The organism is Lacrimispora sp. YZC11 (assembly GCF_057543815.1).
Genome location: NZ_BAAJYQ010000020.1, coordinates 277,770 through 294,255 on the forward strand (window position 1 = coordinate 277,770; position 16,486 = coordinate 294,255).

General features: G+C 46.6%; 14 protein-coding genes. 7 read left to right on the forward strand and 7 right to left on the reverse strand.

The genetic code is table 11. The annotated features are described in order from the left end of the window. Positions 1-73 precede the first annotated feature (73 nt). Genes AC27IJ_RS22755 through AC27IJ_RS22765 form a run of 3 tightly spaced genes read left to right on the forward strand, consistent with a single transcriptional unit; the run spans position 74 to position 6,010 of the window. Positions 74-2,926: a glycoside hydrolase family 3 N-terminal domain-containing protein gene (locus AC27IJ_RS22755; RefSeq protein ID WP_487150924.1), complete on the forward strand. Its 2,853-nt coding sequence runs from the start codon at positions 74-76 to the stop codon at positions 2,924-2,926. 52 nt (positions 2,927-2,978) lie between these two features. Further along, positions 2,979-5,402: a glycoside hydrolase family 3 C-terminal domain-containing protein gene (locus AC27IJ_RS22760; protein WP_487150926.1), complete on the forward strand. Its 2,424-nt coding sequence runs from the start codon at positions 2,979-2,981 to the stop codon at positions 5,400-5,402. Positions 5,403-5,416: 14 nt separating this feature from the next. Further along, positions 5,417-6,010, forward strand: coding sequence for a hypothetical protein (locus AC27IJ_RS22765; protein ID WP_312502380.1), 594 nt, complete (start codon positions 5,417-5,419; stop codon positions 6,008-6,010). Between the two features lie 98 nt (positions 6,011-6,108). Here AC27IJ_RS22765 and AC27IJ_RS22770 read toward each other — a convergent pair whose 3' ends face one another. The 7 genes from AC27IJ_RS22770 to AC27IJ_RS22800 all read right to left on the reverse strand — a co-directional run bounded on the left by AC27IJ_RS22770 (position 6,109) and on the right by AC27IJ_RS22800 (position 12,074). After that, positions 6,109-7,449 carry an ATP-binding protein gene (locus tag AC27IJ_RS22770; protein ID WP_313257806.1) on the reverse strand — a complete coding sequence of 447 codons (1,341 nt, stop codon included), beginning with the start codon at positions 7,447-7,449 and terminating at the stop codon, positions 6,109-6,111. 4 nt (positions 7,450-7,453) lie between these two features. Beyond that, complete coding sequence (locus AC27IJ_RS22775) at positions 7,454-8,161, reverse strand: LytR/AlgR family response regulator transcription factor (RefSeq protein WP_312440986.1); 708 nt, start codon at positions 8,159-8,161, stop codon at positions 7,454-7,456. 488 nt (positions 8,162-8,649) lie between these two features. Next, positions 8,650-9,186, reverse strand: coding sequence for a rubrerythrin (gene rbr, locus AC27IJ_RS22780; protein ID WP_312440987.1), 537 nt, complete (start codon positions 9,184-9,186; stop codon positions 8,650-8,652). Between the two features lie 90 nt (positions 9,187-9,276). Then, entirely contained in the window at positions 9,277-9,819 is a 543-nt protein-coding gene (locus AC27IJ_RS22785) for an NADH peroxidase (protein WP_312440988.1), read from the reverse strand. 110 nt (positions 9,820-9,929) lie between these two features. Next, positions 9,930-10,325: a Fur family transcriptional regulator gene (locus tag AC27IJ_RS22790; protein ID WP_312440989.1), complete on the reverse strand. Its 396-nt coding sequence runs from the start codon at positions 10,323-10,325 to the stop codon at positions 9,930-9,932. A 97-nt stretch (positions 10,326-10,422) separates the two neighbouring features. Further along, positions 10,423-11,352 carry a LysR family transcriptional regulator gene (locus AC27IJ_RS22795; RefSeq protein WP_312502377.1) on the reverse strand — a complete coding sequence of 310 codons (930 nt, stop codon included), beginning with the start codon at positions 11,350-11,352 and terminating at the stop codon, positions 10,423-10,425. Further along, entirely contained in the window at positions 11,349-12,074 is a 726-nt protein-coding gene (locus AC27IJ_RS22800; RefSeq protein ID WP_312440991.1) for a phosphatase, read from the reverse strand. Before AC27IJ_RS22800 ends, AC27IJ_RS22795 begins: the two co-directional genes overlap by 4 nt. Before the next feature lie 172 nt (positions 12,075-12,246). On the opposite strand from AC27IJ_RS22800, the gene AC27IJ_RS22805 reads away from it, so the two are divergent. From AC27IJ_RS22805 to dtd, 4 genes are all read left to right on the forward strand, one after another. Continuing rightward, positions 12,247-13,179, forward strand: coding sequence for a S1 RNA-binding domain-containing protein (locus AC27IJ_RS22805; RefSeq protein WP_312440992.1), 933 nt, complete (start codon positions 12,247-12,249; stop codon positions 13,177-13,179). Positions 13,180-13,408: 229 nt separating this feature from the next. Continuing rightward, positions 13,409-14,092 carry a GTP pyrophosphokinase gene (locus AC27IJ_RS22810; RefSeq protein WP_312502376.1) on the forward strand — a complete coding sequence of 228 codons (684 nt, stop codon included), beginning with the start codon at positions 13,409-13,411 and terminating at the stop codon, positions 14,090-14,092. Between the two features lie 95 nt (positions 14,093-14,187). Continuing rightward, positions 14,188-15,987 carry a glycerophosphodiester phosphodiesterase family protein gene (locus tag AC27IJ_RS22815; RefSeq protein WP_312440993.1) on the forward strand — a complete coding sequence of 600 codons (1,800 nt, stop codon included), beginning with the start codon at positions 14,188-14,190 and terminating at the stop codon, positions 15,985-15,987. Between the two features lie 14 nt (positions 15,988-16,001). Beyond that, positions 16,002-16,451 (forward strand): D-aminoacyl-tRNA deacylase, encoded by a 450-nt coding sequence (gene dtd, locus AC27IJ_RS22820; protein WP_312440994.1) that lies wholly within the window; start codon positions 16,002-16,004, stop codon positions 16,449-16,451. The last annotated feature ends 35 nt before the right edge of the window (positions 16,452-16,486 follow it).

Below are 16,486 nucleotides of genomic sequence, written 5' to 3' on the forward strand. Positions count from 1 at the left end.
GAATCCATAATATGCTAAAGTGAAGTACATACCACACGGCTTGTGGTGATTTTTATGGAGGAGGATGAAAAAAATGTTACAAATCAACATGGATGATGTATTAAAGATCGTCAACCTTTGTGTGCCGTACCTCATTGGATTGGCCATTGTTGTTGTAGCCGCAGTGGCGGTAATGGTGGTATGCAGGAACAAGAAAGCTGCAACCAGGTATTTAATCCGGCGTCAGGGACTTATGGCCATTGTGCTTTCAGTGGTTATCGTAGTAAATATGATATGCTGGGGGCCTATGTCCAGCCTGATATCCCTTGCAACCGGCAGCGGAACGATTTCAAAAGAAACCTCAGACAAAGCAACAGAGCTTTGTACCAGAATTGCGGAAGAGGGGATCGTTCTTTTAAAAAATGAGGCGAACTTACTTCCCTTAAAGGCTGATTCCAATTTAAACGTATTTGGCTGGGCTTCCACAAATCCATGCTATGGCGGTACCGGTTCAGGCTCTCTCTCTGACGCATATGAAACAGTATCTCTGCTTCAGGGGCTTGAAGACGCAGGATTTAAACTGAATACCGGGCTTACTGATTTCTATGCCGCATACCGGGGCGACCGTCCCAATGTGGGGATGTGGGAACAGGACTGGACACTTCCGGAGCCTGTCAAGGAATCCTACACCAGTGAACTGATGGCAGATGCAAAGGCATTTTCCGATACGGCACTGATCGTAATTACCCGTGTAGGAGGGGAAGGAGCCGATCTTCCTACGGATGTCAGCGCAGTTACCTATACGGATAATTCGACGGAATATAAAGATTTTGAGGCTGGCGAGCATTATCTGCAATTAAGCAGTACGGAAAAGGACATGGTTGATCTGGTGTGTTCCAATTTCGATAATGTCGTTTTAGTTTACAATGGCGCAAACGCCATGGAGCTTGGCTTTGTCAATGATTACAGCCAGATAAGGAGTGCCATCTGGTGCCCGGGAACCGGCCAGTCCGGCTTTGAGGCGCTGGGTGAAATCGTAAGCGGTTCGGTCAACCCCTCAGGAAAAACAAGTGACACCTTTGCGGCGGACTTAACTGCAACCCCTCACTATAATAACTTCGGAAGCTTTATTTACGATAACATGAACGAATTCGCGGGTAAGGCATTTAAGGGAGAGGCCACCTATCCCAGCTTTATCAATTACGTTGAAGGCATTTATGTTGGTTACCGTTTCTATGAAACTGCTGCAGAAGAGGGACTGATAGATTACAGTAAAACAGTGCTTTATCCCTTTGGATACGGCATGTCCTATACCTCTTTCTCACAGGAGATGGGGAACCTTACAGAAGCAGACGGCTCGATCTCTTTTGATGTGACCGTTACCAATACCGGAGACAAAGCAGGAAAGGATGTAGTGGAGGTTTATTACAATCCGCCCTATACCAACGGAGGAATTGAAAAGGCTTCTGCAAACCTGATTGCATTTGATAAGACAGATCTCCTGGAGCCGGGACAGTCCCAGACCATTGCAGTCTCTTTCCAGGCGGAAGACATGGCATCCTACGATGCAGCCGGGAAGGGAGTTTATGTACTGGAAGCAGGGGATTATAAAATTTCTATCCGGTCCGATTCCCACAATGTAATCAAAGAACAGATTTACTCTGCAGCTTCGAAAACCGTATATAATGAAACCAATCCCCGTTCTTCTGATAAGGCGGCTGCGGAAAATAGGTTTGCCGATGCCAAGGGAGAACCGACTTATTTATCCCGTGCAGACGGATTTGCAAATTATAAAGAGGCTACGGCAAAGCCTGCAACCCTGACTATGCCGGACAAATATAAGGATACTTTTATGAACAACAGCAATTACGATGCGGCAGCTCATAACAGCGCTGAGGATATGAAGCCGGTGACCGGCGCAAAGAATGGACTGAGCCTTGCCTCCATGCGGGGGCTGGATTATGACGATCCGCAGTGGGAGAAGCTTCTTGACCAGCTGACCGTGGGAGAAATGGATACCATGGTCGCCATTGGAGGTTATCAGACGTCTGCAGCTAAGAGTGTGGATAAGGTAGGCACCGTGGATTGTGACGGACCGGCTTCCATTAACAACAACTTTACAGGAACCGGCTCTATCGGCTTTCCTTCCGCAGTGTTGGTCGCAAGTACCTGGAACCGTGATATTGCAGAGGAATTCGGGGAAAGCATCGGTAAGATGGCAGACGAGATGAAGGTGTCCGGCTGGTATGCACCGGCTATGAACACTCACCGCTCCGCCTTTGCAGGCAGAAACTTTGAGTATTATTCCGAAGACGGAATCCTGGCAGGCAAAATGGCGGCCAGTGCCATCATGGGTGCAGAACGCCATGGAGTGTATGCCTATATGAAACATTTTGCCCTTAATGACCAGGAAACCAACCGGACTAACATGCTCTGTACCTGGACCGGTGAACAGGCCATCCGTGAAATTTATTTAAGACCATTTGAAATTGCAGTAAAAGAAGGTGGAGCAAAGGCAGTAATGTCCGCATTTAACTACATTGGAACCGAATATGCAGGGGCTTCCGATGCACTGCTTAACAAGGTGCTTCGGGATGAATGGGGCTTCAACGGCTTTGTGCTCACAGACTATTTCGGAGGATACGGGTACCAGAATGCAGATCAGGAGATCCGAAACGGTAACGATGCCATGCTGGTAGCCTATGATACCGAAACCAACCATGTAAAGGACACTTCCAGCGCTACAAGCCTTCTGGCCATGCGTAAGGCAAGTAAAAACATTATGTACACGGTGGTAAACAGCCGTGCCTACGAAGGAAATAACGCAAAGGGCGGACTGCTTCCATGGCAGATCGCAGCCATTGTGGCCGATGTGATTCTGGCAGCAGGATTTATGGCTTTGGAGGTAAGAATCATCAATGTCTATAAAAAGAAACGGGAATCATAGGCAGCAGTTGCAGAGGGGGAGAACATTCATCTAAGGTCCGGAGGAAAATGACATGAAACATACTGATATCATTGAAAAGATGACAATAGAAGAAAAGGCAGCCATTTTAAGCGGTAAGAATGTATGGCAGTCCCGGAACATTGACCGGCTGGGGATCCCTTCCATATTCTGCGCTGATGGCCCTCATGGAATCCGGAAGCAGGCAAGGGAAGGGGATCATCTGGGATTAAACGCTTCCCTTCCGTCCACCTGTTTTCCTACGGCAGCGTCCATCTCCAACAGCTGGGATATGGACCTTTGCAGGGAGATCGGGGAAGCTCTGGGAGAGGAAGCCTCGGCCCTGGACGTGAACGTCCTATTGGGGCCTGGTCTTAATATAAAGAGAAGCCCCCTTTGCGGAAGGAATTTTGAATATTTCTCCGAAGATCCTTATTTGTCCGGGAAACTGGCGGCAGCCTACATAAAAGGCATTCAGAGCCAGGGAGTGTATGCATGTCCCAAGCATTTTGCAGTCAACAGCCAGGAACTGCGCCGCATGGCCATGAATTCCGTGGTGGATGAAAGGACCTTAAGAGAAATTTATCTGGAAGGCTTTGAAATTGCGGTGAAAGAGGGCGGAGCAAGATCCATTATGACCAGTTACAATGAGGTCAACGGTGTCTATGCCAATGAAAATGAGCACCTTCTAAGGGATATCCTTCGGGGGGAATGGGGATTTGACGGCATCGTTATCACCGACTGGGGCGGTTCCAATGACCATGTGAAGGGGGTGGCGGCAGGATCTAACCTTGAAATGCCTTCCCCAGGCCTTCATTCTGCCAGAGAGCTGATCGCTGCAGTGGAGAACGGCAGCCTTTCCATGGAAGCGCTGGATTCCTGCGTCGACGATTTGCTGGAGGCGGTGTTTGCCCTTACCGGGAACCGGGAAAACAAGCGGGAATCCTTTGATCAGGAAGGTCATCACAAGCTGGCGGAAAAGGCGGAAGAGGAGAGCATCGTGCTGTTAAAGAATGAGGATGGACTTCTTCCGTTAAATCCTGGCTGCAAGGTGGCGCTGATCGGTGACTTTGCCTTCGCCCCACGCTATCAGGGGGCGGGATCTTCCCTGGTCAACCCTATCCGCGTGGAAAATATGGATGGAATAATAAGGACTTATCCTTTAAGTGTGGCCGGTTGTGCCAGAGGCTATTCCCGTGGTGGGAAGGATGATTTCACCTTAAGAGAGGAGGCCTTAAAGCTTGCCGCCCAAGCCGATGTGGTGCTTTACTGCTTTGGTCTGGATGAAATCAGTGAATCAGAGGGGATGGACCGGAGCCATATGGGAATCCCCCGGAACCAGATCAATCTGCTCACTGCGCTGGCAGAGGCAAACCCCAATATAGTAGGAATCTTAAGTGCGGGTTCAGCCATAGAAATGCCGTGGCATGAATGCTGTAAATCCCTCCTCCACGGTTATTTAGGCGGTGAAGCCGGTCCGTCCGCCATGCTTCGGGTAATAACCGGAGAAGTGAACCCTTCCGGCCGGCTGAGCGAGACTTATCCGCTGCGGTATGAGGACACTCCGGCTTACCGGTACTTTCCTGGAGCAGAGCGCTGCTCCCAGTACAGGGAGGGAATTTATGTAGGTTACCGATATTATGATACCGGGAGGGTTAAGGTGCAGTATCCCTTTGGCTATGGGCTGTCCTATACCACATTTTCTTATAACAGCCTAGAGGTCTTGGAAAATGAAGTCCGTTTTACCCTGACGAACACAGGAGCGGTTGATGGAAAGGAAGTTGTCCAGCTTTATGTGGGAGGACCTAAGGGCAGGATATTCCGTCCTGAAAAAGAGCTGAAGGGCTTTAAAAAAGTATTCTTAAAGGCAGGGGAAAGTAAAGAAATCACCATCCCCTTTGATGATAAGACATTCCGGTACTGGAACAGGCTGACAAACCGCTTTGAGGTGGAGGGCGGCGTTTATTCCATCTTCATCGGTGCAAATGTAGCGGATATCAGGCTGCTTCAGACCGTGACCCGGGAAGGAACCACGAAAGATTGGCCTTATAAGGCGGAAACCCTTGAATCTTACTATACCGGAAGGATCAGACAGGTGTCTGAGAAAGAATTTGAGACTCTTTTAGGGCATCCAATTCCTGAGGGAAAATGGTCTGGAGATTTGAATTTAAATGATGCGCTCTGCCAGATGTATTATGCCAAAAGTCCGTTGGCCAGACTGGTCTGGCGGATTCTTACAGGCTTAAAAAACAAGAGCGAAGAAAAGGGAAAGCCGGATCTGAATCTCTTATTCATTTATAACATGCCGTTCCGTGGGATCGCTAAGATGACCGGCGGAGCAGTCAGTATGGAAATGGCGGAGGGGATGGTTTTGGCAGTGAACGGCCATTTCTTTCGTGGGATGAAACGGATCATCGGCGGTTTTTTTGCCAATGCAATAGCAAACAGAGCTTATGAAAAAAAGCTCTCCGGAAAATAGAAGGGAGGGAGCACATGCTGTCACGAATAAATGCCGGATGGAAAACCTTTGCAGGTAACCATCCGACCTTAGCACAATTTTTACTGTTTTTCCTGGTGTCCAACGGAGTTACGGTATTGCAGATGATTTTGATGCCGGTTTTCCGGAACATTTTCGGAATGACTTCCCTGGTGGATACGAATTTCCAGATATGGCATGTGAGCTCCAATCTGGATGGCACGCCCTATTACATATTCAATTATGGAGCGGGCGCGCTTTCCGCCGGCGGAGGCGGAGGGCTTGCGTATTTTCTGGCAGTGGAAATTACCATGGGAATCGCCCAGGTCATCAACTTTTTTCTTCAAAGGAATGTTACCTTTAAAGCCAATAACAGCGCAGCGAAGGCTGCGATGTGGTACGTGATTGCCTATATCATCATCACCATTGGTGCAGCCGCTCTTCAGGGCCTTTATAAGGCCCCGGTCTATCATCTGTTCATGAACAGTTTAAACCTGGGAGGAGGGGGAGAGACCATTGCAGATGTAATTACCATGCTGATCAATTCTGCGATTTCCTTCTGGGTGTTCTTCCCCATTTTTAAGGTCATTTTTAAGAGCGATGAAAAATAGGCGAAAGCAATAGAAAAATTTAAAGGCAATAAAAAATCAGGCAATCCAAAGGAACAAAGTTTCTATGGATTGCCTGATTTTTTATGTTTAGGACCGTTTTACGCCCTTTCATTGGCGGCCAGTGTTTCCTTCTGGATCGGTATGAGAATCTGAAGGCGGAACCAGTTATCACTGGAAGAAATGGTCATTGAACCGCCGTATTTTTCCGATGCGGCCTGAATGCTCTTTAAACCGTACCCATGATACAGCTTATTACTTTTTGTGGTGGGAGGAAGGCAGCCGGTCTCCATGGACAGCTGGTTTTCCAGATAATTTTCACATTGGATCATTAAAAAGTGGTTTCGTTTGAATATGGAGAGATTGATCAGTCTTTTTTCCGGATCTTCAAACTGGGAAACACATTCGATGGCATTATCCAGAGCATTTCCAAAGATGGAACAGATGTCTTTTACATGGAGAAAGGAAATCAGTTTTCCATCGGCCATGCAGGTTAAGGTGATCTTATTCTGGGCGCAGTAGGCACTTTTGGTGGTCAGTACCACATCTAATACCTGGTTCCCCGTATTGGCCATAGCTTCTTGGGTGAGAATGGCTTTCTCCATTTCCGATAGGTATTGTTCCCGCTTTTCCGGATCTTTTTCCGCCCGTATGGCGATCATGTAATGCTTTAAATCATGGAATTCCCGTCTTAACAGTTCCATGTTGTCAATGGCCATGCGGTACTGGTCGTACTGGCGCTGTAAGACCCTGTTCATTGCATGGTTTTCGCTGCGGACCTGCAGTTCTTTTCTCCTGTTCTGCTGGGCGAAAAGCATCAGGAGCCCTCCGAAATCCACCAGGGTTCTTACATAGAGCAGAGAACTGGTGGCACTGGAAAAGGGGGTATTGGGCATGACAAAGCTGATATTGCTGATCAGAAAGGCGCCCAGTGCAATAAAAACAGCGCCAAGAAGTTCCTTCCGCTCCACTTCCATTCCCTCATCCTTTGGAATGTGTTCTTTTTCCAGAAAATAATATCCCGTATAAATGCATCCATAGGAAATCACCATGATCAAAACGGAAAGGGTCCTGCTCACCCGTCCGGAGCTGAGCGCCCACCATACATACAGCTGCCACTGGAAAGAGGCAGTAAATTCCGCCAGAACAAAGGCGCGGACACAAAGGAATCCTGCGTCATAAGGGGAGATCCGGCAGGAGGCATAGATAGAGAAATACATCAGCAGGATGGCGGTGATCATCCCTGGAAACCATAGGTACAGCGGAAGAATGCCGGCGATTAAGTGGAGAAGAAAAAACAAGCCAAGCATGCCCGCGAAAGAAGCGGCAAGTCCCGGTCCCTTAAGCCTTCTTCGGAGCATGAGGATGTAGCTGATGCAGGCACACCATTCGGCCAGAGCGGTAAAGGGGCGGGGCGTATTCATGATTTCGCCAAAGTTCATCGGTTTAACCTCCCATATATTCGGCCAGGCATTCCATAAATGATTTTTTCCGGCTCCGGCTAACGGGAAGCTGTTCGCCTGAAAACAGCAGCACATCGCCAGGCAGGCAGCCGGTCACGTGTTTTAAATTAACCAGATAGGCATTGTGGCACTTGGCAAATCCAAAGGTCTTTAAAGTCTCTTCCAACCGTTTCATGGGGCCGGAAGCCACAAAATTTCCTCTGTCCGTATGGATGAGGACATGGTGCAGCTGACTTTCGATGTAATAGACAGCGTCAGTGCTCAGCCGCATGGTACCTTCGGGCATGTCAATATTGATATAGTGTATTGCCTGCCGTTTTAAGATTCTGCCCACAGCTTTATTTAGTATTTGTGAAAAGGAAAGATAGGGCACTGGCTTTAATATATAGCCCAGGGCGTCTACCGTGTATCCCTCTACAGCAAACTGGGAGGAGGAGGTAATAAAAATGAATATCACATCCTCATCCAGCTCTCTGATCTTTTGCGCCGTTTTCATGCCGTTTAAATATTTCATCTGAATGTCCAGCAATATGATATCATAGCTGGCAGTATAGTCCGATACAATATCAAGGCCGTCGGTAAAGGCCTGAATCTCAAAACTGACGGAATGGTCTTTTTCATACCGGGCAAGGTAGCTTTTCAGTGTTTCCACATATTCCATTTCATCTTCTACAATAGCGATTTTAATCATATCTTTGTCCTCAAACCGGTCATTCATTTTCTACTATAAAAGTATAGCATGAGCATCAATAAAATCCAAGGTATTTTGCAGGAGCAGGTTTTTGGGAAATAAAGGAGGTGAAAAGGCTGTACATGTGAAAAGGCTGAACATGTTTCTGAGGTCATTTATAAACACACGGGGAACAGGCCGAAGAGAGGACCCGGCTCTACAGACTGCAATATACCCTTATCCATGGGAATCCCAAGCGTATGTTTTGGAGCTGTAAGGGGAGGTTTGGCTCATACGAGACAGGAGTGGATTGAAACAGAAAGCTTAAAGTACGGCTACAGGATCGCCTTTGAAGTCATATTATCTCATTTTTAAGAGAAATAAATGAACCGGTTCCAGTCATAAAGAAATGCACCTTGATGGGCTTTGATAAGCCGCTTCAAGGTGCATTCTCCTGTTTTGCAAGTTCAAAATCATTATGCGGCAGCCGTAACAGACTGCATTAATAATTAATAATTTTCTGCTTTTCTTTCAAAATAAGCCTTTGGATGAGCACAGGTTGGACAGACTTCCGGAGCATCCGGTCCTTCATGGATGTAACCGCAGTTGCGGCACTTCCAGCCAAGAGGAGCATCTCCCTTAAAGGTCTTATCGTTCTTTAAGCTGTCAAGGAGCTTTAAGTAACGTTTTTCATGAGCAGCTTCTACTTTTCCTACAAATTCAAATTTCAGTGCCAGTTCTTTAAAGCCTTCCGCCCTGGCGTCCTCAGCCATTTTCTTATACATATCGGTCCACTCGTAATTTTCACCTGCAGCGGCATCTGCTAAGTTTTCTTCCAAGGTACCAATGCCATGCAATTCCTTGAACCACATCTTAGCATGCTCTTTTTCCTGGTCTGCAGTTTCTAAGTACAGGGAAGCCATTTGCTCATAGCCGGCCTTTTTGGCAGCAGAAGCGTAATATGTATATTTGTTTCTTGCCATGGACTCACCTGCAAAAGCGTCTTTTAAGTTCTGTTCTGTTTTTGTTCCTGCGTATTTGGACATCGTATAAACCCTCCTGATTTTGAATTTTAAATGATTTTTACTTTGCAAACAGGGGAGCGGTAGTCTGATCTGCCGCTCCCTGAAGATGTATTAACCGAAGTATCTTTCTAATAAGCCCTTGAATGCTTTGCCGTGACGAGCCTCATCCTTTGCCATTTCATGAACAGTGTCATGGATTGCATCTAAGTTTAATGCTTTTGCACGTTTTGCAAGATCAAATTTGCCGGCAGTTGCACCATTCTCAGCAGCAACCCTTAATTCCAGGTTCTTCTTTGTGCTGGAGGTTACGCACTCGCCTAATAATTCTGCAAATTTAGAAGCATGTTCAGCCTCCTCGAAAGCAGCTTTCTCATAGTATAAGCCGATCTCAGGATAGCCCTCTCTGTGAGCAGCTCTTGACATTGCAAGATACATACCAACTTCCGTGCATTCGCCTTCGAAGTTAGCTCTTAAATCCATCATGATGTCTTCCGGAGAACCCTGTGCAACACCGATTTCATGCTCGCAGGCCCAGGACATATCTTCATCCTGTAACTTGAACTTTTCAGAACCAGCCTTGCATACTGGACAGAATTCCGGAGCTGTCTCCCCTTCGTGAACATAACCGCATACAGTACAAACCCATTTCTTCATGATCTCATGTCTCCTTTTTATTTTCTGTTTTTTATTATTATTTTATGGCAATCAATAATAGTAATGATTACTGATATTAATTTACCATAACTTTATCCTTATGTCAAGTGTTATCGATAATTATTTTCAATACAATCCCGGCAGGTTCCATAGAAAAAAATCGTATGACTCTCCACCATTCCGTTCGCATGCTCCTGAGCCAGATGGTTGATATTCTCCATGGGGTCCAGCGGCAGGTCACTGACCTTTCCGCATTTTTTACATACGAAATGATAATGGGGCGATGTGTCCGCATCAAAGCGGTCCGCACCATCTCCGCAAGTCAGCTTTTGGATTTCCCCCAGCTCAACCAGAAGGTTTAAGTTGCGGTATACAGTACCAAGGCTGATATTGGGATATTCTTCGCGAATCAATGTGTATAGGGCATCGGCAGTGGGATGGTCGTGCCTTGACATTAGACAGGCTTTAATGGATTCCCGTTGACGGCTATACTTTAATGTTTTCATGGCCGCTCCTTTTCTAAAATAATAATTATATTAGTAACTGTTACTATTTAATAATAAAGGATTTCAGCCCTTTTGTCAATCCACAGTTAAATAGTGTCTATATGTTCTCCCGTGCGATCCGTATGAATTCTTCCGTAGCCTGGGATAAATATCTGCCTTTGTGGCGGCCGAATGCCAGGACGCCGTGACTGCGCCTGTAATTTAAAGAAAAGTAATGCAGCCCTGTCTTTTTCATACCGGCACTTGGGCTTCCGGACATGAACATTCTGGGGTAAAAAGTGATCCCCATTCCTTTGGCAGCAAGAGCGAGCACTGTCTCAATATTCTCTGTCTCCAAAAGAATGGAAGGAGTGAGCTGGGCTTCTTCAAAAATTTCATCGGCAATGGTGCGCACCCGGTTTCCCTTGTTGATGAGAAGGTAGGGGCAGTCCTTTAAAAGCTGCACGTCCGCACTTTCTTCCAGTACCTTTATCATCTCCTCCTGCTGTCCCGGAAAATACCGGTCCAGAATCTGGTCCGGAACCACAAGGAGGATCTCCTCTTCGCAGATAGGAACGGTTTCCACATGTTCGGCTTTAAATGGAAGAAGGTCGATCATCAGATCGATGTTTCCGTGGATCAGGGCAGTGCTCAGTTCGGAAGAATTTCCCTCTACCAGATGGATCTCAATGTTTGGAAACTTTTCCTTGTAAGCGGGAAGGATGGCGGGAAGAAGAAAGCGCCCCCTGGTATGGGAGATGCCGATGGAAAGCTGCCCTGTGGTAAAATCCTTGATATCGGCAAGTTCCCGGTAGGTTTCATCCTTTAGGTCCAGCATCTGCTTTGCCCGGACCTTTAAGGCCCGGCCTGCGTAGGTCAGGGTAAGCGGCATGGTACGGTTGAAAAGCTGGACATCAAACTCCTTTTCCAGATTGGAAATATGGCTGCTTAAGGATTGCTGGGAGATGTACAGCTGCTTGGCAGCACGGGTGATATTTAATTCCTCCGCAACCGCCAGAAAATATTCCAGGTTCAGGAAGTTGATCATAGATAAGCCTCCAGCTTCGGAATATAGGGAATGAGCTTATTAAGGGAAGTGTTTACAATAAGCTCTTCCGGGAAATTCAATTCTTCAATAAGTTCTAAGGCTCTCACATGGTTTCCCACATCCGCTTCCGTATGGGCGTCGCTGTCAATGATGATGGAAGCCTTATAACGCTTACAAAGCTCCAGCATAATCCGGTAATTTTCAGCGGCGTTCATTCTTGCGCTTAAGGGATGAAGGGAACTGGAATTAAGCTCCAAAAGGGTATGGTTTTCAGCGGCGGCGGAAACAAGGGTGTCATAATCCACCGGAAAACGGCTGTCATCTGGGTGGCCGATGATGTGGATCAGAGGATTTTCAATGGCTCCGAGATACGCTCTTGTATTTTCAGAGGAAGTTCCGCTTTTGTAGCAGGGTTCATGGAGGCTTGCAATGGAGTAATCCATTTTTTCCAGAAGGCCTTTTCTTAAATCCACCCGCCCCGTGTGATCCATAATATTAAGCTCAACGCCCATGAGTATGTTTACCCCGTAGATTTTACGAGGGATTACTTTAAAATTTATAAAATAAAACTCGTGGCATGTTCCTGGCATTTTAGGTGCGTGGTCCGTAGAGCCCATGAGGGAAAGGCCCTTTTCAGAGGCAGATTTAGCCATTTCATATAAAGTGTTGTACGCATGTCCGCTGGCTACGGTGTGGGTATGCAGGTCCATTATGTCGTTCATGATTCTTGTCCTTTCTGTATCTGGCCTGGGGCATCCCCAGTGGAAAATATTTCATATATATAAATATAACATATTTTTACTGAGAAAACTATAGAAATATCAGGCTGGATGTGATAAATATATAGGTAGATTTTATGCAGAACTGAGTGTTTTATGAGCGGAGGAGATATCAATGAGCGAAGAGCTGAAGGAAACAGTTGTAAGGGAAGAAGCAGTAGAGACCATGGCTGATTATGCCGCAGAACTGGAAGCATCCTTTAAAAGGGTAAAAGAAGGAGATGTTCTCACAGGGACCGTTATAAGTGTGGATGAGGACAAGGTTACATTGGATCTAAAATATTATGCGGAGGGGATCATTGATAAGGAGAATCTAAGCAATGATCCTGAATTTAACCTGCTTAGGGAAATCCAGCCTGGGGACGAAATCACGGCAACAGTCATAAATGCGAATGACAGGGATGGAAATGTGGTCCTTTCCAGAAAACTGGCGAATGACCAGATGGCCTGGGAGACCCTTGGCGCTATGTTAAGGGACCGCACCATTGTCAAGGTAAAAATCGCCGAGATCGTAAAAGGCGGAGCCGTTGCCAACTTAGAGGGGATCCGGGGATTTATACCGGCTTCCAAGCTGGCGGGGGAATATGTGGAGGACTTAGAGGAATATAATGGAAAGACCATTGAAGTCACAGTCATCACAGCAGACGAGGAAAATAAGAAGCTGGTGCTTTCAGGCAAAGAACCTGCCCTTATGAAGCAGAAGGAAGAAACAAACAAAAAAATCGCAAAGTGCGAAGTAGGATCCATCATGGAGGGAACGGTGGACAGCTTAAAGGATTACGGCGCATTTATTAACTTGGAAAACGGGCTTTCCGGCCTTCTTCACATCTCACAGATCAGCAGCCAGAGGATCAAGCATCCCGGGGTCGTGTTAAAGGAGGGACAGACGGTTAAGGTGAAGATCATATCCATAGCGGATAATAAGATAAGCTTAAGCATGAAGGCCCTTAAGGAGGAAGAGGAAGCGAATGAGGAGGTCTTTGATTACAAAGAAGAAGGTTCTGCATTTACAGGGCTTTCAGCGCTTTTAAAGGGATTGAAATTTTAGAAAGTCGGAAAAAGAATATAAAAAGCCAGGTTTTTATGGTATACTATTCTTGAGGAGCAGGGGCTGCCGGGTGAAGGGGCTGCCCCTGTCTCACTGGCTTGCGCGGGCAATGAACCGAACGAATATGCCTGCATATTCACTGGGTGAATGCCGCGGCAACTAAGAAAACCCCGCTTTGTGTGTTTTGCTTAGTTGGAAATGCGGGTGCGAGAGAGAGGGGGAATGTGGAATGAATATTCCCAAATCATTTAACCAGGTCGATCAGTGGAAATCAGTGATGTTTTTGTATGATTCGGCATTAAAGGAAATCAGTACAAAAATTGAGATACTTAATAACGAGTTTGTGCATATTTACAATTACAATCCCATTGAACACATCAAGTCAAGGCTTAAGACTCCGGACAGCATTGTAAAAAAGCTGAAGCGGTACGGCTATGACGTGACCATTGACAACATGGTGGAAAAATTAAATGATATTGCAGGGATACGGATTATCTGTTCTTTTACATCGGATATTTACCAGATTGCGGAGATGATAACAAAGCAGAGCGATGTTACAGTTCTTTATGTGAAGGACTATATAAAGTATCCAAAGCCTAACGGTTATAAAAGCTATCATATGGTGGTAACCATTCCTATCTATCTGACAGATGGGCCGGTGGACACTAAAGTGGAGATTCAAATCAGGACGATTGCCATGGATTTCTGGGCAAGCCTGGAGCATAAGATATATTATAAGTTTGAAGGCAATGCACCGGCATACTTGCAGCAGGAGCTGAAAGCCTGTGCGGATGTGGTGAATATGCTTGATGGGAAGATGTTTTCCTTAAACCAGGCGATTCTGGAGCTGAGCGAGGCGCAGCAGCGTGAGACAGCAGGAGAGGACATGATGGATGAGGACGATTTGACTTAAAAAGTGCAGCCTTGACGATTCCATTCGCTGAGGCTGCTTTTTGCACGGGCTATGCGTGTTTTTCTTAACTCTCTCCGCAAAAAGAAGGTTATCGTATGAGTATATTGACAAAAGACACTTGGAAGATTATAAAGTTCAATCAAAAGAATGCGTTTGTTTTTGAATTGCTGTTCCGGCTGGTCACCATGACCCTGTACCTGCTTCTCTTAAACAAAGGCCTTTTATTTGCGCTGCGCATGGCAGGATACAGCTATCTGACTGCTGCTAACATCGGATATTTTCTGGTAAAGCCCTGGACGATCCTTATTACAGCCGCGTTGACGTTCATCGGAATTCTGATTCTCACCCTGGAGACCGGCTGCCTCCTTACGTTATTCGAGGGAGCCTACTATTCCCGGAAACTGAAGCTGGGGGAGATCCTGGCAGGCGGTTTTATTAAGCTGGCCCATGAGATCCGCAGAAAAAACTGGCGGTTAGGGCTACTCATTCTGGCGGATTACGGGCTTGTAAACCTGTATCTCATATATCAGATGCTGACCCATGTAAAGCCTCTTAATTTTGTTATATCCGAGATTTTAAATAAGCCTGTGGGAAAGATGTCTTTGGCCATCTTACTGATGCTGCTTCTGGCGATAGTCATTCCTGGAGTCTATACCTTCCACGCCTGCATGGTGGAACAGAAGAGTTTCCGGGATGGGTATTTTAGAAGCTTATGGCTTTTAAGACGCCGGATATTTAAGGTTGTAATCCTTTTGACCATCTATTACGCGGTGACAGTGGTGGGACTTTGGCTGGTCTATTCATTCTGTGTGTTGATTGCTGCAGTAGGAGTGACCCTGTTTACGGACAACAGCCTGGCCCTTGCCATCCTTCCGGCGGCATGCGACCGGATCGAGCTGGTTCTGATCTTTTTAACCAGCATATTCTTTACTGTGGGAAACTGGGGGGCATTAAGCGTCCAGTATTTCAGCTTTACCAGCAATTTTGCAAAAAGAAGCAAAAGCAGCGATTATTCCGGCAGCAGATATGGAGACAGGAAGCTGGCAGCCCTGTTCATGGCGGCAGCGGCGGCATTCAGCCTGTTTTCCATCTTTGGGGTAGTGCGGAACGGTTCCGCAATTACCACCGACATGCTCAGCATGATTCAGATCACCGCCCACCGGGGCAGCTCCAGGGAGGCCCCTGAAAATACCATGGCAGCCATGGCAAAAGCCGTTGATGACCTGGCGGACTTTGTGGAAATCGATGTCCAGGAGACAAAGGATGGCGTGGTGGTGCTGGGGCATGACATCAGCTTAAAAAGAGTGACAGGGATAAACCGTACCGTAAGCTCCTATACTTTTGAGGAATTGCGGCACTTAGATGTGGGAAAGTGGTTTTCTGCCGATTACGAGGGCGAACGGATCCCATCGTTAGAGGAAACCATGGAATTCTGCAAGGGACGGATCAATATAAACATTGAGATCAAGGACTTAGGAAGCAGAAGTGAGCTTCCGGATAAGGTCCGGGAACTGATTGAAAAATACCAGATGAAGGAACAGTGCGTGGTGACCTCTGTCCGCCTGTCCTATCTTAGCAGGATCAAGGAGCTGGATCCTGATATCCGCACCGGATATATAATTTCAGCCGCCTATGGTGATTATTATTCCAGCGATGCCATCGACTTTATCAGCCTCCGTTCCAGCTTTGTAAGCGAAAGGCTGGTGGAATCCGCCCATAAAAAGGGAAAAGCGGTTCATGCCTGGACAGTGAACAACAAAAGTGAAATGGAGCGGATGAAGATGCTGGGAGTAGATAATATTATAACAGATTACCCGGTGCTTGCCAGAGAGATCGTGTACCGGCAAGCAGCCACTGAGAGCCTTTTGGAATACTTAAGACTAGTATTAAAATAGACAGGAGAATGGATATGAAGATTGTTTTGCAGCGGGTTGCCCATGCAAAGGTTACTGTTGATGAGCAGCAGATCGGTGCCATTGGGAATGGCTTTCTGCTTCTTTTAGGGGTATCCGATACAGATACGGAAGCCATTGCCGAAAAAATGGTTGATAAAATATATAAGCTAAGGATTTTTCCCGATGAAAACGGGAAAACCAACCTTTCCCTAAAGGAGGTAGGAGGGGAAATCCTGGTGGTCAGCCAGTTTACCCTTTATGCGGACTGCAGGAAGGGCAACCGCCCGAGCTTTGTGAAGGCAGGAGGCCCGCAGCTTGCAAACAGCCTCTATGAATACGTGGTGGAGCGGTTAAAGACCTATGGAAACCGGGTAGAGCATGGAAGCTTTGGAGCCGACATGAAGGTAGAACTTTTAAATGACGGACCGTTTACTCTGGTCCTTGACAGCGATGAAATCTGTTAATCAGTTACAAGATCACTTTGGGCAAAAGCCCTTAA